This window comes from uncultured Erythrobacter sp. (assembly GCF_947492365.1).
Taxonomy (GTDB): domain Bacteria; phylum Pseudomonadota; class Alphaproteobacteria; order Sphingomonadales; family Sphingomonadaceae; genus Erythrobacter.
This window is the reverse complement of the sequence record NZ_CANLMB010000002.1, coordinates 565196-584659: the sequence shown is the minus strand read 5'-3', so window position 1 is coordinate 584659 and position 19464 is coordinate 565196. Positions and strand designations below refer to the sequence as shown.

The following is a 19464-nucleotide window of genomic DNA, read 5'->3' as shown; positions in this document are numbered from 1 at the left end:
GGCGAACTCCGAGGGTGTGGGTGGGCAGCAAGAACGCTCTATCCTGCCCTTAACTTACCACAGTGTAAATAAGCCTCGCATGAATACGATAGGATCAATCCGCCCAGTTGGGCCAAAGATCAGAGCCAGCCGGAAAGCTCGCGCCGCACAACCTGATCGAGCATCTGCACCCCGTCGGCTGACACGTTGAGGCAGTCGAGAACCGCATAATCGCTCCCGCCCGCCTCGAGGAAGATGTCGCGGCCTTCGAGAGCCAGCTCTTCGAGCGTCTCGACGCAATCGGCCGAGAAGCCGGGAGCCGCGACGACGAGGCCTTTGGTGCCCTTGGCGCCCTCCGCCTCCAATGTGGTGTCGGTGGCAGGCTCAAGCCACTTCGCCTTGCCAAAGCGCGACTGAAAGCTGGTCGCAAAACGCACGCCGGCAAACTCTTCTCGCGCGGCGAGCCGTTCCTGCAAAAGCCGCGAGGTCTTCATGCAGTGGCAGTGATAGGGATCGCCCAGCTCAAGCGTGCGCTGCGGCATTCCGTGGAAGCTTAAGAGCATCACTTCGGGCTTGAAGGCGAGCGTGCCAACCTGCCGCGTCAGATCGCGGGCGAGCGCATCGAGATAGGCCGGATCGTCGTGATAGGGCGGCAGGAAGCGCAAAGCCGGTTGCCAGCGCAGCTCTGCCATGATCCGCGCCACTTCGTCGAAAACGGTCGCGCTCGTCGCGGCGCAATATTGCGGATAGAGCGGCGCGATCAGGATGCGGTCGCAGCCCTTTTCGGTCAGCTCGCCGATCCGCCGCTCAATCGACGGTGAGCCATAGCGCATGGCGTAGTCCACCACCGCAGCTTCGCCCAGCGCATCCGCCACCGCCTCTGCCTGCCGCGAGGTGATATCGGCCAGCGGCGATCCGCGATCCGTCCAGACCTTCTTATAGGCCTTGGCGCTTTTCTTGGGCCGCGTGTTTAGGATGATCCCGCGCAGGATCGGCTGCCACGCAATCGGCGGAATTTCGATCACGCGCCGGTCGGACAGGAACTGTTTGAGATAGCGCTTCACCGACTTCGCATCGGGCGCATCAGGCGTGCCGAGATTGACCAGCAACACGCCGACCTTGCCGCTCTTTACTGGCGGGTGGTCACTAGGAAGGTTCTGCTCGCTCCAGGTCATAACCCGTCCGAAAGTAGGGGCAGTCGCCGCAGCCGCAAGCCTGTCGCGGAAAACAGCGCATTGGCTATCGCAGGCGGCGCAACCGCTACGCCCAGCTCTCCGGGGTCGGCAGGGGCGGCTCCGGAAGGTATGAAATCCACCTCGATCTCGGGACATTCGGCCAAAGATGGCAGGCCCAGATCGGCATAGTCGAAGCTCGCCGGAAGCCCGCCGCGCATCTTGAGCGCATTGCCCAGCGCCATGCCGAGGCCGAACAGCAATCCGCCCTCAATCTGTTGGCGGGCAATGTCGAGATTGATGATCCGCCCGATATCGACCGCTGCCGAAAGCCGCGTAACCCGCACGCCGCCCTCTCCCTGCCGCGCAGTCGCAACGCAGGCAATCCGCCCGCCTGTCTCCCCATCGCCGATCCGGTGGCAGGCAATCCCCTGCCCGCTCTGGTTCACCCCGCCATTCCACTCGGCCATCGAAGCCGCGCGCTGCAGGCAAGCGGCGAGGCGGATATCGCTGCCCAGCATCGACATGCGGTAGGACAAAGGCTCGCGCGCAGCGCTTGCGGCGACCTCGTCGATGAAGCTTTCGATCGCGAAGGCACCGGGCACATGGGAATTGCCGCGCACCCGCCCGACCGGCTGGCCGATCTCGACCGGAATGTGGCGCACCGTGACACTGGGCAGCTCGTAAGGCGGCACCGCGCCTTCGCAGGCCAGCGCATCCTTGCGGCCCGAGCTTTCGCGGATTGCGGCCCATGCGGTGCGATTGCCGAACAGCCGCTCGCCAAATTCGTGGCTCGCAGGCGGGGTCGCGATCCGCAGCTTGAGCGCATCGATGGCTCCGTCGCCAGCCGCTGAAAGCTGCGCGCCAACCAGCGTATAGGCCGGTGCGCGTGGGCGCGAGCGGATCATTTCCTCGCGCCGCTTCCATGTCAGCTGAACCGGGCGGTCGAGCGTCTTGGCGATATGCACGACTTCTATGGCGTGATCGTGTTCGAGCCGCGCGTCGAAGCTCCCGCCTGCGGGCATGGGGTAGAGCGCAACGTCCTCGGCCGCGATGCCGACCGCACGGGCGGCGGCGATGCGGGTCTGTTCAGGGGCTTGGCTGGCGATCCACAATTCGAGCCGCCCGTCCTTGTAACGCGCGGCTGCGGTCGCGGTTTCGAGCGGGGCGGCATGGGCCGGTTCGATCTCGTATCGGCGGGCCAGATCGACCCGCGTCATCGCCTCTTCGCCAAAGCCGGTTTCGGCGATCTTGAACGAGTCCCCACTGGTCAGGAATGTGTCGAGCCTGCCTGCCACATCGTCGCTATCGACCGGAAAGCTGGTGGTGAACTGCGGCTGCATCGCGTCGAGCGCGCGTTCGGCGCTCCACCATGTCGTTGCCGCGACGGCGAGCCAGCGCGATGTCTTGACCGCGCCGACCAGCCCTCGAATGCCTTCGGCGCCGCTTTCGTTGAAGCCGGTCAGCTCGCTGCCATTGTTGGGACCGTGGCGGATCGCGGCAAAGACCATGCCGGGCAGCCGCACATCGCCTGCGAACATGTAACTGCCATCGACTTTGGAGGGCAGGTCGATGCGCGGATAAGCGGCGGCGGCATTGTCCGATCCAACCGTGCTTGCATTGACGGTCGAAATGCTCGGCCCCTGCGCTTCGCCTCCTACGCCAAGCAGCGGCGATTCGCTCGGAGCTTCAGGTCTGATCGGCGGGGGACTGGGCGGCGATTGCTCGGCAGCGCCTGCGGCGAGCTCGCCAAATGTGGCGCTGTTGTCGCGCCAGCGTACGATCCCGCGCGAAACCTCGCATTCCTCCCACGAAGTGCCCCAACGGTCTGCCGCTTCGAGCGCCAACATTGCGCGCGCCGCCGCCGCAGCCTCCCGGCAGGGCGCCTCATAGGCGGCGAGCGAGGTGCCGTCCGCAGTCGCGGTAAAGCGCGAATTGCGGGCGAATTGCCGCGCGAACATGTCGTCCGTGGTCTCGGACAAACCCGATGCGAGCGGCTCCCACAATTCGGTCCAGCGTTTCGCCAGCGGGACATTGGGATAGGCCGCCGCAACCGGCGCAGGCTCGACCGCGATCTGCCGCCAGTCCGCGCCCAGTTCCTGCGCGACGATCTGCGGCAGCAAGGTCGTGATCCCTTGCCCCATTTCGAGCTGCGGCACCGCGACCGTGACTACGCCGTCCTCGGCAATCTTGATCCACGCATCGTAAACATGCTCGCCCGCCGACGGTTCGAGCGGGTTGGGATAGGAGCGCGGCAGGAACCACCACGCGACGATCAAGCCGCCGCCCACAGCGGCTCCTGTCATCAATCCCCGGCGCGATACCTGCATGCGCTTAGACAGCCCCGCTCGTCAGCCAGCGGTCGAGCTTGTCGGCAATCGCAAGGAACGGCGCGGCCCCTTCGCCATCGCCGGCCGCAGGCGGCGTGCCAGCATCACCGGCAATGCGCGTTTCCATCGTCAGCGGCACGCGGCCAAGGAACGGGATTTCGAGCGATGCGGCGAATCTTTCCACCCCGCCAGTGCCAAAGGGATCGCTGATCTCGCCGCAATGGGGGCAGGCATAGCCCGCCATATTCTCAACCAGACCGATGATCGGCACTTCGCCATCGTCGAACAATTGCCCCGCGCGCGCCGCGTCGAGCAGCGCGAGGTCTTGCGGGGTCGAAACCAGCACCGCGCCGTCAGGCTTGGCATCGGCCATCATCGTGATCTGCACATCGCCTGTGCCCGGCGGCAGGTCGATCAGCAGCAGTTCGGTATCGCCCCACGCCGCGTCGATCAGCTGGCTCAGCGCCTTGCCCGCCATCGGCCCGCGCCATGCGAGCGCTTTGCCCGGTGCGACCAGATTGCCCATTGAGAGCACCTTGACCCCGTGCGGGCTGTCAATCGGGACCAGCTTGTCGCCCTCAACCCTCGGCTTTTCGCGGTCGACTGCGAGCAGGCGCGGCTGCGAGGGCCCGTAAACATCGCCGTCGATCACCCCGACCTTGCGTCCCTTGCGCGCCAGAGCGACCGCGAGATTGGTGGTGAGCGTCGATTTGCCCACGCCGCCTTTGCCCGATCCGACCGCGATCACCATGCGCCGCTTGCGATCCGCGATCAAAGCGACGCGAACTTCGTCAACTTGCGCCAGTTCGCCAACCGCATTTTCGATCAGCCCTTCAAGCTCCTCGCGCGCTTTCGCGCCCAGATCGCCGGCTTCGGCAACGATAATCGCGCGGCGCTCCTTGATCCGCGCGGAACGCAGCCGCCCGTGGATCTCCACCGGCAGGCATTCGCGGATAAGCGTCTCTTCTTCGGACGGATTTCGCCCTGGATCATCAGTTTGAGTCATGAAGTTGGCCCTCTACCACCAATTTCGCTTAGCCAACCCCTGTTTTTCCTCAATCGGCGTTCCTATAAGAGGTGCATGCGTATTTTCGATGGTTTCAAGAAAAATCTTGGCCTTGCAATGGCAGGCAAGAAAAATCCCTGGGGTAAGCCGGGGAGTGATGGTGGCTCTGGCGGCAGCGACGGCTCGGATGGAGAACCGCCTTCGGGCGGCTCCGACGACGGACCCAAGGAAGGGCCGCGCAATCCGTGGCTGCCCGGCGGCGGCGATGGCCAGAAACGCGGCGGGCGCAAATCCGCCAGCATCGAAGACATCTTCAAGAACCGCGGACCCGAAGGCCCCAACCGCACTGGCGGCGGCGGCGGAGCGGGCTTCCGCATTCCCGAGCGCCCCGGTGGCGGTTCGTGGCTTCCGGTCCTCGCAGTCGGCGCAGGCCTCGCATGGCTCGCCTTTAGCAGCGTCCACTTCATCCAGCCGGGTGAGCAGGCAACCGTCACCCGCTTTGGCGGCGAATATGTCGACACTTTCAATCAGGGCACCAACTGGTCCCTTCCGTGGCCGATCAGCATTGTCGATATTGAAAATGTCGAAGCCGCGCGGATTGAGGAAGTGCCGAGCAAGCTGATTCTCACCGGCGACCAGAACCTCGTCGACCTTTCTTACTCTGTGCGTTGGAATATCAGCGACCTTCCGCTGTTCCAGTTCCAGCTCGAAGACCCGATCGAAACCGTTCGCGAGGCTGCCGAGACCGCGATGCGCTCCTCGGTCGCGGAAAAGACATTCGACACCGTGATCTCGGGTGAAGGCCGCGCCGACATTCAGGCCAATGTGCAAACCCGCATGCAGGACATCCTCGATGGCTATGGCGCAGGCATTGCCGTGCTCGCTATCGAAGTCGACGAAACCGACCCGCCTGAAAATGTGGTCGAGGCGTTTAACGACGTGCTCGCCGCGCAGCAGGATGCCGAACGCGCGCTCAACGGCGCGCGGCTTTATGCACAGCGCCAGTTGGCAACGGCAGAAGGTAGCGCGGAAGAGTTCAATCAGCTTTATGCCGAATACCGCCTCGCTCCCGAAGTGACGCGGCGCCGGCTCTATTACGAGACAATGGAAACCGTCCTGTCGCGCACGAACAAGACCATAATCGATGCCGACGGGGTCACGCCCTATCTTCCCTTGCGCGAAGTCGAGCGCGAGCGAACCATAACCGTGCAGCCCCCGACACCGGCTACCGAACAGGGAGGCCAGTAAGATGCAAAACATCTGGACCCAATACCGCATTGCGATTGTCCTGGCCGCAGTCTTTCTGGTCGGGCTGGCATCGACTTTATTCGTGACGCCTGAAACCAAGCAGGCGGTTATCATCCGTACCGGTGAGCCGCTCGATATCGTCAATATGTATCGCCCGGATCAGCCCTTTGGCCAGACCGGTGCGGGCATCTGGTACCGCATTCCATTCGTGGACCGCGTCCAGATGGTAGAGCGCCGTGTGCTCGATCTCGACATGGACAACGAACAGGTGCTCACCAGCGATCAGCAACGCCTGCGGGTGAACGCCTATGCTCGCTATCGCATCATCCAGCCTGTCACGATGATTGAACGTGCGGGCGATGAAGGTCAGCTCAACACGCAGCTTGCCCGTATCCTTCGCTCGGTATTGCGGCAGGAGCTGGGTCGCCGGACCTTCGCCAGCCTGCTCACCGCCGAACGCGGCAGCGCGATGACCGAGATCCGCGACAGCCTCGACACGCAGTCGCGCGAATACGGCGTGCAGATCATCGATGTGCGGATCAAGGCGGCCGACCTGCCCGAAGGCACGCCGCTGACGGCTGCGCTCAACCGGATGATTTCGGAGCGGCAGGAACAAGCGGAAACGATCCGTGCGCAGGGCCGCAAGAATGCGCAGATCATCCGCGCAGAGGCCGATGCCGATGCGGCGTCGACCTATGCAGAGGCTTACGGCAAAGACCCGCAATTCTACGATTTCTATCGCGCGATGGAGAGTTATCGGCGGACCTTTGTTGACGGCAGCGGAGACAGCACAATGGTGCTCGATGCCGACAATGCATATTTCAACCAGTTCAACGGGCGATAGGCGTCCGGCGAATTGCCACGCACCGACGAAACGCTGACATGGTGCGACCGACTACAACTGTGTTCAATCGCGGTTAAGTGCGTCTGCCCTGATAGTGGACACGTATTTGTAACGTAATCGGAGCGCCCTTTGACGGCGCTCTACTATGGAAGGAACGAGAGGACGTGAGCAACGTGCGGTATGTTTATGGACTGACGAGCGCGCTTTTGGTGGGGGGTGCGGCGGTCTCGCTGATGACCGGATTCCCCGCAGGCGCGCAGGTGGCGCAAAACGACAGCGCGGTGATGGACCGGGTGGTGCCGATCGAAGGCGCTCCGGCAAGCTTCGCCGACCTGACCGAACAATTGCAGCCGGCGGTGGTGAACATCGCCACGCGCCAGTCGATCCAGGTCAACCGCAATCCTTTCGCCGGCACGCCCTTTGCCGAACTGTTCAATCGGCGCGGCCGCAGCGACGAACCGCAAACGCGCGAGGCGCAATCGCTGGGTTCGGGCTTCATCATCAGCGCCGATGGCTATGTCGTGACCAACAATCACGTTGTTGCGCCCGATAACCGCGCGACGCTTGAAGAAATCACCGTCACCATGCCTGACGGCACCGAATACGAAGCTGAACTGGTCGGCGCGGATGCGCAGTCGGACCTCGCTGTGCTCAAGATCAATTCGGACCAGTCCTTCCCCTTTGTGCGTTTCGGCGATTCGGCGCAGACCCGCGTGGGCGAATGGGTGGTTGCAATCGGCAATCCCTTCGGGCTTGGCGGAACGGTGACTTCGGGCATCGTCTCGGCGGTCTATCGCAACACCGGTCAGGGCGGCGCCTATGACCGTTTCATCCAGACCGATGCCAGTATCAATCGCGGCAATTCGGGCGGGCCTTTGTTCGACATGCGCGGCAATGTGATCGGCATCAACAATGCGATCTTCTCGCCTTCGGGCGGCAGCGTCGGGATCGGCTTTGCCATCCCCAGCGAAATCGCCGAGCCGATTGTCGCGCAGCTGCGCGAAGGGCGCGAGATTGAGCGCGGCTTCCTTGGCGTGGGCCTCGAATCCATGACCGATGATCTCGCCGACTCGCTCGGCGTTCCGCGCAATCGCGGCGAGATCGTGCAGTCGATCCAGCCCGATAGCGCAGCGTCCAATGCGGGCCTGCGCGAAGGCGACATCATCACCAGCATTAACGGGCAGGATGTGACCTCGGACCAAACGGTCTCCTTCCTCGTCGCCAATATCGCGCCGGGTGAGAGCATTCCGATCGAAGTGCTGCGCGATGGGCGTTCGCTCACCGTCAACGCGACCCTTGGCCGCCGCCCGAGTGAGGCTGAACTCGCCCAGCAAAACCAGAATTTCGACCCTGACAGCGAAGAGGTTATGGAGCCAGACGAATCCGACACCATGATCGCTGAAGTGCTCGGCCTGCAAGTGCTCGAAATGACCCCGCAGATCGCGCGCAGTCTGGGCGTGGGCGCTGATACGGAAGGTCTGGTGATCGGCGCGGTTGATCCCAATTCGGATGCGGGCCGCAAGGGCCTGCGCCGGGGCGACATCATCCTGTCCGCCAATTATCAGGTCGTCAGCACGATCGAAGGCCTGCGCGAGCAGGTGACCGCTGCACAATCCGACAACCGCGAAGCCGTGCTGCTGCGCATCCAGCGCCGCGGCGCTCCCCCGCGCTTTGTGCCGGTGCGGATGAGGTAAGAAGGGCTAGCGTGAGTTCCTGCGAAGGCAGGAACCCATTGCAAGCCTTGCGAATGGACTTCTGCTTCCGCAGGAACTCACGACCAAACAAAAACCCCCGGAAGCACTTCGCTTCCGGGGGTTTTGTTTTCGCTAGAGCGCGTCGAGGAAATCGTCATCCACCCGCTCGCCATCAGGCGGAGGTCGCGGGGGCGGAGCGGGCGGCGCTCTGGGCTCGTTTCTCGGTCCATCCCCGCTCACCGGAGCGCCGATGGCCTCCTCCAGAAAGTCCTCGCTCACCGCAGGCGGCGGCTCGGCAACGGGCGGCGGGCGCTCGCCTTCGATGTCAAAGTCGGGTGAGGACGGATCGCGGCGACCCGGTTCGATCAGATTGCCTTGCTCGTCGATGAAATAGTAATCGTCCGGATCGCCGAACAGCGCCTCTTCATCGGGTTCAAGCCGCCATTCGGGCAGGTTCAGCTCGACATCGAACTCCTCTACCGCGCGGTCCTTCACCGCATAGCGCATATAGGCGGAAAAGGCCTGCGCGGGCGCACGACCGCCCTGCAATCCGGGCACAGCGCGCGCATCGTCGCGGCCCATCCACACGCCGGTGGTGATCCCGCTGGAAAAACCGACAAACCACCCGTCCTTGTTCGAACTGGTCGTGCCGGTCTTGCCCGCAACCGGCCTGCCGATCTGCGCCGCACGCCCCGTTCCTGTTTGCACGGCGGCTTGCAGCAAATCGGTGATTCCGGCGGCAACGTAATCGGGCACCAGCTGCGTCTCGCGCGCGCTTTCATGCTCGTAAATCACCTCACCATCGGCGGTCTGGACGCGCACGATGCCGTAGGGCTCGACCGCCGTGCCCTTTGCGGAAACGGCGGCAAAGGCTCTGGTCATCTCGATCAGGCGCACCTCCGATGATCCCAGCACCATCGAAGGGAAGGTCGAGATCGGGCTGGTCACGCCAAAGCGCCGCGCCATCGAGGCTACCGTGCCGAAGCCGACTTCATTGCCCAGCTGCGCAGCGACCGTGTTGATCGAATAGGCAAAGGCGGTGCGCAAATCGGTCTCACCGACATTGCGCCCGTTGGAATTGCGCGGGGACCAGCCGTCGATTGTCACCGGCGTATCGACCACGCGGTCATCGGGGGTGTAACCCGCCTCCAGCGCGGCGAGGAACACGAACAGTTTCCACGAAGAGCCGGGCTGGCGCATCGCATTGGTCGCGCGGTTGAAGTTGGTCTCGACATAGTCGGTCCCGCCCACCAGCGCGAGGATCGCACCGTCGCGGTCGAGACTGACCAATGCCCCTTGCGAGCCGTCAGGCGTGTTGGAATCAATCGCCGCCGTCGCCGCGCGCTGCATGCCCACGTCCAGCGTCGTCCAGACCTCCAGCGGAGCGTTGGTTTCGGGCAGCAATATGTCGAGCTGCGGCAGCGCCCAATCGGTGAAGTAACGCACCGAATTCTGGCCCGATTGCTGTTTCAGTTCGACCGTATCGACATCGACGCTGGCCTGCTCAGAAGTGATATAGCCCTGCTCGCGCATCAGCCGCAGCACGACCTGCGCGCGGTCCACCGCGGCCTGCGTGTCGGCAGTCGGCGAATAGCGGCTCGGCGCTTTCACAAGGCCGGCGATGATCGACGCTTCAGCGACCGACAATTCGGTGCCGGGATGGCTGAAGAATTTGCGGCTCGCGCTGTCGACACCGTAGGCCCCGCCGCCGAAATAGACCTTGTTCAGATACAGCTCGAGGATCTGCTCCTTGGAGAACCGCCATTCGAGCGCCATCGCAAGCACCGCCTCGCGCGCCTTGCGGTCAAACGTCCGGTTCGAGGACAGGAACAGGTTGCGCGCCAGCTGCTGCGAGATGGTCGACGTGCCGCCCAGACGCGAGCGCGCACCGGTAACGCCTTCAACAAGCGCGCCGGTCAGCCGGATCGGGTCGATCCCGTAATGCGATTCAAAGCGCTTATCCTCGACCGCGATCATCGCGTTGCGCATATTCTCCGGGATTTCGTCATATTCGAGCCAGTTGCCGAAGCTTGGCCCGATCTCGACAATTTCGGTCCCGTCGCGCGCTCTCACCAGAATGGTCTGGCCGGTCTGGCTGGCCTTTAGCTGGTAGAAGCTGGGGATCGACCGCGCGGCAAAGCCAACCGCAAAGGCGAGGAAGATCGCGCCAAGCAGCGCCGCCGCGCCGCCCCACAGGGTGATCCGCTTGGTCCACTTCCACAGGAAGGAAGGCTCGCCGGGCTCACCCTCTTTCTTGCTCTTGCCACTGCGCGAAAGGCGCTTCTTACCCGAGCTGGACCCGCCGCCCGAGCCGCTCTTGGCGCGCTCGCTCGCCGCGCGGCGCGAGCCTCGCTTGTTCTTGTTGGTCAGACGTTCACCCCGCTTCGACATGAATTCCTATTCGCACCTTGGAAGCACCCACACATTCGCCTTTAGGCAATGTATAGGGCACTTGTAACATGGCGTGAACGGCGCAAGCGAGGAGATCGGGGATTGTTGGGGTGGGACGGGCTAGTCGGAAAAGGTCGGACTTCTGTTTTCGGGAACTGGAAGGCTGGCGTTCTGCTCACACCCAGTTTCCGACACGAGAAGGCCACGCAATATCTACCCCAACCTGAGAAAACTCTTGCTTCGAGTTGAACAACCAGAAGACCGTATTGCGGATAACAACAGAAAGAATACCGCGAAATTCAACGCACTACAGATTTTCTGAAGTAGGCGGAAACACCGACTCCGATAGCGTACATTGCGAATCAAGAGTTCGGGATCGCAATTGACACTGTTTCGCAAAGAGGTCGTTGAGGCCACCCAGGATCGGCTGCATGGCGAAGTGGTATTTACCCAGCCGCTTTCGACCAAACTGTTTGCTGGCGCGCTGTTTGTCATCCTTGCGATTGCGGCGATCTGGGTTTCGGTTGGGACCTATGCTCGTATCGAGACGGTTCCCGGCATCCTTGTTACCGATATTCCCAGTGCCAAGGTTATTGCGCCGCAGCCTGGTGTCATCGTCGAACTCAATGTGGTTGAAGGCCAGCTTGTGGATCAGGGCGAGATTTTGCTCGTCATCAACTCTGATCGGCAAACCGCAGCAGGCGGGGACGTTGCGAGCCGCGGGATCGGAGCGATTGAGGCGCGCAGGCAGCTAAGCGAGGCACAGGTTGTTCTGGCAGGGAGCCGAGCCTCGGCTGAGCGCTCACGGCTGACGGCAATGATCGCCTCGGCTGAAGATCAGGCGGCGAGCCTTGGCGAGCAAATCGCACTTCAAGAACAGGTGGTCGCTTCCAATCAGGAGATATTCGACCGGGTTGTCGAAGTGGTCGAGCAGGGTTTCGTCTCGCAAGTCGAATTTGAGCGGCGCAGACAAACACTTCTTTCTTCGCAACAATCGCTCGCCAGCCTCCAGCAGCGTCGCTCAGCTCATTTGTCAGATGCAACACAGGCCCGCAGTCAGCTTGCCAGCGTCAATATCGATGCCGCTCAGGGCATCTCACAAATCCAGGGCAACCTTCAGTCGATGCTTTCGGAGCAAGCCCGACTTGAAGGTGAGCAGAGCTATGTGATTAAGGCACCAATCGCCGGACGTGTAACCGCATTAACAACCGGAGAGGGGCGCGCTGCAGCAACCGCCCGACCCTTGATGGTGATTGTGCCGACCGATGCTCAGCTGCAAGCGGAGCTATATGCTCCCACACGTTCGATCGGGTTCGTTGAACCGGGCGAGGAGACACGCCTGCTTTATGACGCATTTCCCTATCAACGCTTTGGCAGTTTCGAAGGCCGTGTTGCCTCAATCTCACGCATAGCGGTTGATCCGCGCGAGACCGAAATTCCCTTTCCCTTCGAGGAGCCGGTTTACCGCGTTCGGGTCAACCTAGATCAACAGCGCATCGAGGCGTTCGGCGAACCCGCGCCGTTGCAACCGGGCATGACACTGCAAGCCAATATCGTGCTCGAGCGCCAGAGTTTCCTTGCTTGGATTCTTCAACCCCTAAACGCGGTGCTCAATAGAACCTGATGAATTCGCCGCTTGATCTTGTTGAGTTCACAGGGCGGCAGAAGACGCCTTATATACCGCAGGGTGAGGCGAGTGAGTGTGCGCTGGCCTGTCTTGCGATGGTGGCTGGCTTTCACGGCTATAAGACAGACCTGATCGCGCTGCGCCAGCGTTATGGCATGAGCCTCAAAGGCGCGAACCTTAAACAGGTGATGCAGGTTGCCGAAGACATCGGCTTCAACGCGCGGCCACTGCGCGGTGAAGTTGAAGATATGCCGCATCTGGCCATGCCGGCGATCCTCCACTGGAACCTCAATCACTTCGTTGTGTTGACCGCGATCACCGGCGGCGTGCGTGGGCGGCGTTATCACATCCACGATCCGGCTCGCGGCGCATTGGTGCTGAGCGAGGAGGACGTGTCGCGGCACTGGACCGGTGTTGCGCTCGATCTGCTGCGTTCGGAAAGCTTCAAGCCCAAGATCGAGCGCAAACAGCTCAATATCACCCAGCTCTGGTCAAAGATGACCGGCTTCTGGAGCACGATCAGGCAGATCGTGCTGCTGTCGCTGGTGATGCAGCTGGTGGTGCTGGCCACGCCGTTTTTCCTGCAAATCTCGATCGACACGGTGTTCCCAGCCTTCGACAGCGATCTGCTGCTGATGTTGGCGTTGGGCTTTGGCGGGCTGGTGATCGTGAACTTGCTCGCAAGCTGGCTGCGTTCGCTGGTCTTGGTGACGCTTTCCAACTCGCTATCCTATCAGGTGATCGTCAACCTGTTCCGGCATCTGATGCGGCTGCCGCTCGACTATTTTGAGAAGCGTCATGTCGGCGACATCATCTCGCGCTTTGGTTCAACGCAGCCGATAAGCCAGTTGATCAGCCAAGGGATGATCGCGGCCTTTGTCGACGGGTTGATGGCGATCCTCACACTGGCGCTGATGTTCGTCTACTCGCCGCTGCTTGGCGGGGTCGCCTGCGCCGCGCTGGCGCTCTATGTCGGTCTGCGGCTTGCGTTCCTGCAATCCATCAAGCTGCGCAATCTCGATGTCATCACCACAATGGCGAAGGAGAACTCGAACTTTATCGAGAGTGTGCGCGGTATCTCTGCGATCAAGGCCTTCGGGCAGGAGGGCAACCGCCAGCGCCTGTGGCAGAAGAGCAAGGCGGATGCGGTCAACGCGCAGGTAAAGCTGGGCCGGTTACAAGCCGGGTTTGATGCACTGGGGCAGTTCATCATCGGGGCCGAGCGGGTATTGTTCGTCTATATCGCGATCGGTCTGGCGTTCGACAGCGTGCTGACCATCGGCATGATCTTCGCCTTCCAGGCCTATAAGCAGCAGTTCCTGGACGCCGGAATGCGGCTGACCGAGCAGATGATCAACTACCAGATCGTCAAGGTCCACCTCACCCGCATCGCCGACATCGCCTTGTCACCGCTGGAAGAGGGCGAAGCGGAAAAGAGCAACGAAGAACCTGACTTTACCAAGCCACTGCTGCTCGACCGCGTATTCTATCGCTACGGCACCAACGAACCGATGGTGCTTCAAGGTGTCAATCTTAAGATCGAACCCGGCGAATTTATCGCGATCACCGGCCCATCTGGCGGCGGCAAAACCACGCTGATGAAGATCCTGATGGGCCTGTTCGAACCGACCAACGGAGCTATCCGTCTCGGCGAGCGTCCGATCTCATCGTACCGCAAATCCAAGTATCGCCGCTGTATCGGCTCGGTGGCCCAAGGCGACATGCTCTATGCCGGATCGCTGGCCGAAAACATCGCCTTCTTCGACCCCGAGATCGACATGGACCGTGTGCGCGAAGTCTCCCGCATGGCGCAGATCGAGGGCGAGATCGAGGCTATGCCGATGGGCTACGAAACGCTCGTCGGCGACATGGGCTCGGTCCTCTCCGGCGGGCAGTTGCAGCGGGTGCTGCTCGCAAGGGCGCTCTACCCCGATCCCAAGGTCCTCATCCTCGACGAGGGCACCGCGAACCTCGACGCCGAAAACGAAGCGAAGATTCTGAAGACGCTTCAGACGTTGGAGATCACCCGCATCGCTGTCGCACATAGACCCGCGACGTTGGAGGCGGCGCAGGAGGTTTTCGAGGTCATGGCCGGGCAGGCAGTCGACCGACAGTTTGCGGCAAAGATGCGAGCACAACGCAAAGCCCAACTCGCACAATTGCAATCGCAGAATGCATCTACTGCCGCACCCCAAACCAATCCCGCATCAGACACCGACAACAACGATGTTTCAGATGTGACAAACTAGCTGAGGTCAACCTGCGCCGCCTCGGTTGGAATCAACAAAGGTGCAGACAAATGGAGAGAGGCGCATGCTTCATAAAAATGTGATAGAAACGAAGACTGGTTTTAGGACATTGGACATGACCGAGATCGAAGCGGTAGGCGGAGGCGAAGTTCTCCATATTGACGGGGACGCAGCTTTGAATCCGTTGGGGGATGACCAGCCAGACTATTTTACCTTCAGTCTTGTACCGACAGACGGCGCTGCTCTTGCGTTTGGCTGGGTGCAAAATGGCGATGGCGGTGGCTATATTGACCAAAACACAGGCTATTTCATTGATGCAGACGGCGGGGTATGGGCAGACTTCGATTCGTGCGTCGATGCAGGCACAGAAGACATACAAGACACACGAGCGTCAGAAGGGAATAATTACTTAGGGCCGCTCGGTCAGTTGATTGATAACCTAGGTGAAGCCCTCGGCTATGAGTATCCGGCTCAAACCGAGAACATGGACCGTACACAGGCTGCAGACCATTGCGCAAACGGTTAATTGCGACAACATTGTTGGGCGGCCTTCTGGCCGTCCAACACACATCATTCCTCCGTGCAGAGGACCGTGATACGGTTGTCGAAAACTTCGATGAGTCTGCCCCCGTATTTGGGTTTACTGCCGCAATTTCCGAAGAGGCACTTGATGATCTTAGAGGCAATCTAGAGGAGCACGGCGAGAAGATTGCAACTCACAAACCATGGCTCTTTATTAACTCACCGGGCGGAGATGCCGATGCTATGATTGAACTTTCTGAACTGGTTGATGACAAGTTTGCAGGTGTCGTTGTAGGAGCAATCTGCCATTCCGCATGTGCCGAACTCCTTATGACAATAGAGAAACCAGTAATTCTTACCGAGAGTGCATCAATTAAATTTCACATGAACCCCATTGTCGCATTGGTCCTGCTAGAGCGCGCTAGCTTCTCAATTCCAAACTGTATCCAGAAGCGAGCGGATTGGTATGAAGGAAACTTTGAAGGTGTTGTTTCAGCGAGGGAATGGAGCCATGCTATCCTAGACGCATTGGAATTTAAAAAAGGCTCGCCCAAACTGGCGGGAAATACTAACGGCTGTAGCAACTTTGTTTTTCAATCAAGAAATCCATTCTATGTGGTTCCACCAAGAGGAATGGAAGAATTAACGGCTGGAAGGGTAAGGGTTTTAGAGAGGTGATATTTGCACTTTACTTGATTGCCTTCATTTCTTGGTTCTTGGCCTTGGGGGGGCTTGCCTATTTTTGCACGGTTTTGGCGCGAAAAAACCCTGAAACAGCTTGGGGGTACTGGATGGCAAGTGTTGTGCTCGCAATACAAGCTGGCAGCACTTTGTTTGGCGCCATGAGGTTTATCTACCCAGTTTAATACCAATTCTGCGCTGCGACAATTCTCTTGACTAGTTGGCTGTAACCAACCTCAAGTTTCGGACATTGTAGGGGCGCTAAGTCCCACTCAATAGCAGCCGGTGAATTTGGCTCAATGCAACACCTGTGCAACATGAGACGCTAGAGCCGCAGTATTCCGCTGCTTATACGCGGAATCATAATCCGCGTGTCGGGGGTTCAAGTCCCTCCTCCGCTACCAACAAAACCTTTGAAAACTTGATTGTTTTTCAAGTTTGATGGTGGTTGGACCAGTTTTTGGCTCAATGGGGTATTATCGTCTACGGCGCAGACGGCGACAGCAACATTGATCTGGGCGGAGGTGTCAGTGCGGAGGTCGATCCAAGTAGCGGATCGTTGACGATCAATGCCTTGACAGATGTTGGCGTCATTAGCCTCGAGTTTGATTTGAATAATTTGAATATCCCTACCGTTACGATTACTACTCCTGATTTCAGCATAACTGGAAATGTCTTAAGTCAAACGGCATCCGGAACCTATAACGTTGACTTTGGTGGTGGTGTGACAGGATCAGTATCTGGTTCAGTGTCAGGCAATGGAGGTTTTAGTATCTCTGGTGGAATCAGTGTCACATTCTAGATAACTGAATAAGGTAACAGCAGAATGGTACGTTTAGTCTCTCTGCTCGCTTTGGCCTGCACTGCACTTGCAGTGCAGGCCGTTCAGGCAAGCGAATCAAGCAGTACACCGAGCCCCCCGACTACAGCCAACACATTCGAAGTCGACTTTCTCCACTCTGGTAGCCCGGAATTGATGCCTGTTGATCTCAGTAAAGGGGTCGTCTTTTTCAAAGCGCTGGTGAACGGGCAGGAAGTTTGGATATTATTGGATAATGGCGCGGCGAACACGGTTATCGACACAAGCCTTGCCGAGGCAGTTGGAAGCGATCTAACTGTGTTGCAAAATGGAATCCGAGCTCCTTCTGGCCAGCTCGAAACACGGGTCGCTCGGCAGATCAATCTCAATATCCCAACACAAATTGAGTTTACCGCCGATCTGTATGCTGTCGATTTTGAACCCATTTCAGCGCGTATTGGTCGTCGAATTGGGTTGGTGCTTGGTAATGATGTTCTCAGTAATCTGACTTACGTTGTCGACCCGCAATTCAGTCGAGTGTTATTCGTTCCAAGCGGGACAATGAACCTGTCTGGTGGCAACATCCAAAATCTGACGATGGTAAATGGTGTCATCGACACATTGGTCGATGGGAAACCTGCCAGGCTGAAATTGGATCTAGGAAGCAATCATCAATTGACCATTTTCGAACATTCTTGGGAAAATTTCTTCTCCGACAATGTTGGCGTTGAGCGAACGATGAGCGCCGATGCTACCGGAAACGTGAGAGCGTCTGAAGTACGCCAAAACACCAGACTCGATGTGGGCCGGTTTTCGGCGATTGTTAGAACCACGCGGTTAGATCACCCTGATGATAGTATCGATGGGCATATCGGCTTCCCATACTTCTTGGACAAATTGGTAGTGGTAGACGAAGCGGCAGGAAAACTGACCATCGTTCAAAGGTAGGCGCGCTAAGTCTGTAATTTGAAAAGGAATTTTCGCATTCACCCCAAGTTTCACCGTTTGGAAACTGGCAATAGTCTGACAGAAGCGACCGTTCATTTGGCGATTTGGTGCTCTTCGAAAGGGCAGGAATTCCCACGTCTGACATGATCGACATCTCCGACCTTTTGTTCGTTGCTGAAGCTGACTTTAGGCCGCCGTCATACTCGAGCCTGATGTCAGTGGATCTATGCATTCCGGAAGAAGGATTTGTGCGGGAAGATTTGTCCTTTGCTGCCTATGCGCTACGCCAGCATTTCCGGTTCGATCTGGCTCTCGCTCTGAATATTCAATACTCGAGAATTGAAGGCAACTGTGTGGCCGGTTCGATTTTCGCTCCAGCTTCAAATATCGGCGAGCTCGAACGAATGTTGGCAAATTTTGAATCCGCAAACGATGCATATGCGGCGAGGTTTTCAAATGCTGCGGTTATCTACCATTGCTCAAGGGGAGGCCCGAGCGCTTGCCAGGAGCAATATCAGGCCGTCTTAAATAATGCTCCAGTATTGCAGATCACTGTCAAATAACGATCGAAAGTGGGTGTAATAGTGATTCGAATTCTTAATAATAGAATTTTCTATTTGTCAGGTATTCTCATAATCTTAGCGTCACTGGCAATTTATATTGATCGGATTGAACGGAAAGATGTTGGCGTTTGGAAGCTGGATTCTGATCGTTCAATTTATTCGGTTAGTAGATGTGTCGATATTGCTTCCAAAAAATTCCACCCCAATTTGACACGAGTTGGGGTCTGCGGAGGGAAGGGATCGGTAGGTGGATACTGCGGCAATGGGAGCACATTTATAGCCGACGACGGCCGCATTAGAGTAAGTACAAAGTTGATTGACGGGCGTTCGGAAATTTGGATCACTTATACCGACGAATTATCAGCGTCAGCGATTGATGCTGCGCTTCAATGCCAATGATTGGCTTGAGCGCCTGGACTTTACCCGCGAATGATTGAAGGCTGACCGGAATATTGCCTGTGGCAATGAACAGATCAACGATGCATCCAGCGCTCGACCTGGATCCATTCTCTTATGCTGGTAATAGCCGAATTCCTATATCTCAAAACGGCCCAATTTTTCGAGGGCAAGTCGCCGAATCACCACTGTCTCGGCCCAAACTTCTCGCAATTTCCAAACGCCATCTCAATCGATCTACGTACTTTTCTTAGGTAGAGCCTGCAGTCTTGGTGCGCGTGGGAGTTCATTGACAAATGGACTGCGGCCTCGTGCTACGTCCGCTATCACACCCAGCCCTGGTCATAGGCACCAGACGCGACCTTCGCTTCTAAGCCGCCATCACCCTACTCCTCGGGCGCAAAGCTCAGCGCAGCCGAATTGATGCAATAGCGCAGGCCGCCTTCTTCGGGCGGGCCGTCGGGGAAGACGTGGCCTAGGTGGCCGCCGCAATTGCCGCAGGTGACTTCGGTTCGGATCATGCCGTGCGAGGTGTCGCGGTGCTCGTCCACGGTGCCGCCTTCTGCCGGTTTGGTGAAGGCGGGCCAGCCGCAGCCGCTATTGTATTTGGCCGCGCTGATGAACAACCGCGTGCCGCAGCCTGCGCACATATATTCGCCCGCTTCGTAGAACTTGTCATATTCGCCGGTAAAGGCGCGCTCGGTGCCCGCTTCGCGCAGGATGTGGAACTGCTCGGCTGACAGGCGCTCACGCCATTCGGCTTCTGTGAGGGCTTTGGGATCATCGCTCATAAAAGGTGCCTTTCAACTGGGCGCCCAATATCGGGGCCGAAGGCGCGATCTGCAAGCGGCTGAGGACAGGCTTCGAGTTTTCCTACAGCGCGCGCGATTGGTAGATTGGCCTCGTGCAAAACACCAATCCCGTCGCCGCTGCGCAGGCAGGGGCCCAGCTGACCTCGATAGCGTGGATAGACCCCTGCCTGCGCAGGGGTGACGGTGGTTTTGGTGCGCCGAAA

15 protein-coding genes are annotated in these 19464 nt (G+C 59.1%); 10 read left to right on the top strand and 5 right to left on the bottom strand.

Annotated elements, in window-relative coordinates:
• Positions 1–119 precede the first annotated feature (119 nt).
• Genes hemH through Q0887_RS14120 form a run of 3 tightly spaced genes read right to left on the bottom strand, consistent with a single transcriptional unit; the run spans position 120 to position 4487 of the window.
• Positions 120–1154 carry a ferrochelatase gene (gene hemH / locus Q0887_RS14130; RefSeq protein WP_299196500.1) on the bottom strand — a complete coding sequence of 345 codons (1035 nt, stop codon included), beginning with the start codon at positions 1152–1154 and terminating at the stop codon, positions 120–122.
• Positions 1151–3481, bottom strand: a complete 2331-nt coding sequence (locus tag Q0887_RS14125; RefSeq protein WP_299196499.1) for a molybdopterin cofactor-binding domain-containing protein — start codon at positions 3479–3481, stop codon at positions 1151–1153. The genes hemH and Q0887_RS14125 overlap by 4 nt, the downstream gene beginning before the upstream one ends.
• Before the next feature lie 4 nt (positions 3482–3485).
• Entirely contained in the window at positions 3486–4487 is a 1002-nt protein-coding gene (locus Q0887_RS14120) for an Mrp/NBP35 family ATP-binding protein (protein ID WP_299196497.1), read from the bottom strand.
• A 75-nt stretch (positions 4488–4562) separates the two neighbouring features.
• On the opposite strand from Q0887_RS14120, the gene Q0887_RS14115 reads away from it, so the two are divergent.
• From Q0887_RS14115 to Q0887_RS14105, 3 genes are all read left to right on the top strand, one after another.
• Entirely contained in the window at positions 4563–5735 is a 1173-nt protein-coding gene (locus Q0887_RS14115) for a protease modulator HflK (protein ID WP_299196495.1), read from the top strand.
• Between the two features lies 1 nt (position 5736).
• The gene (locus Q0887_RS14110) at positions 5737–6579 is read left to right on the top strand and encodes a protease modulator HflC (protein WP_299196494.1); all 843 of its coding nucleotides are present in this window, start codon (positions 5737–5739) and stop codon (positions 6577–6579) included.
• Positions 6580–6743: 164 nt separating this feature from the next.
• Entirely contained in the window at positions 6744–8273 is a 1530-nt protein-coding gene (locus Q0887_RS14105; protein WP_299196493.1) for a Do family serine endopeptidase, read from the top strand.
• Between the two features lie 132 nt (positions 8274–8405).
• Here the strand turns inward: Q0887_RS14105 and Q0887_RS14100 are convergent, their stop codons facing one another.
• Complete coding sequence (locus Q0887_RS14100; RefSeq protein WP_299196492.1) at positions 8406–10664, bottom strand: PBP1A family penicillin-binding protein; 2259 nt, start codon at positions 10662–10664, stop codon at positions 8406–8408.
• Between the two features lie 382 nt (positions 10665–11046).
• Here Q0887_RS14100 and Q0887_RS14095 point away from each other — a divergent pair, with 382 nt between their 5' ends.
• The 7 genes from Q0887_RS14095 to Q0887_RS14065 all read left to right on the top strand — a co-directional run bounded on the left by Q0887_RS14095 (position 11047) and on the right by Q0887_RS14065 (position 18053).
• A complete protein-coding gene (locus tag Q0887_RS14095; protein WP_299196491.1) occupies positions 11047–12288 on the top strand; it encodes an HlyD family efflux transporter periplasmic adaptor subunit in 1242 nt (413 codons plus the stop codon).
• Positions 12288–14540: a peptidase domain-containing ABC transporter gene (locus Q0887_RS14090; protein ID WP_299196490.1), complete on the top strand. Its 2253-nt coding sequence runs from the start codon at positions 12288–12290 to the stop codon at positions 14538–14540. Before Q0887_RS14095 ends, Q0887_RS14090 begins: the two co-directional genes overlap by 1 nt.
• Before the next feature lie 115 nt (positions 14541–14655).
• Entirely contained in the window at positions 14656–15066 is a 411-nt protein-coding gene (locus Q0887_RS14085) for a hypothetical protein (protein WP_299196489.1), read from the top strand.
• 14 nt (positions 15067–15080) lie between these two features.
• The gene (locus Q0887_RS14080) at positions 15081–15740 is read left to right on the top strand and encodes a hypothetical protein (protein WP_299196487.1); all 660 of its coding nucleotides are present in this window, start codon (positions 15081–15083) and stop codon (positions 15738–15740) included.
• 463 nt (positions 15741–16203) lie between these two features.
• Positions 16204–16545: a hypothetical protein gene (locus Q0887_RS14075; RefSeq protein ID WP_299196486.1), complete on the top strand. Its 342-nt coding sequence runs from the start codon at positions 16204–16206 to the stop codon at positions 16543–16545.
• A 24-nt stretch (positions 16546–16569) separates the two neighbouring features.
• Positions 16570–17490 (top strand): retropepsin-like aspartic protease, encoded by a 921-nt coding sequence (locus tag Q0887_RS14070; protein WP_299196485.1) that lies wholly within the window; start codon positions 16570–16572, stop codon positions 17488–17490.
• Positions 17491–17633: 143 nt separating this feature from the next.
• Positions 17634–18053 (top strand): hypothetical protein, encoded by a 420-nt coding sequence (locus Q0887_RS14065; RefSeq protein WP_299196484.1) that lies wholly within the window; start codon positions 17634–17636, stop codon positions 18051–18053.
• A gap of 782 nt (positions 18054–18835) precedes the next feature.
• On the opposite strand, the gene msrB is transcribed toward Q0887_RS14065, so the two are convergent.
• Positions 18836–19240: a peptide-methionine (R)-S-oxide reductase MsrB gene (gene msrB, locus Q0887_RS14060; RefSeq protein WP_299196483.1), complete on the bottom strand. Its 405-nt coding sequence runs from the start codon at positions 19238–19240 to the stop codon at positions 18836–18838.
• Positions 19241–19464 lie beyond the last annotated feature (224 nt).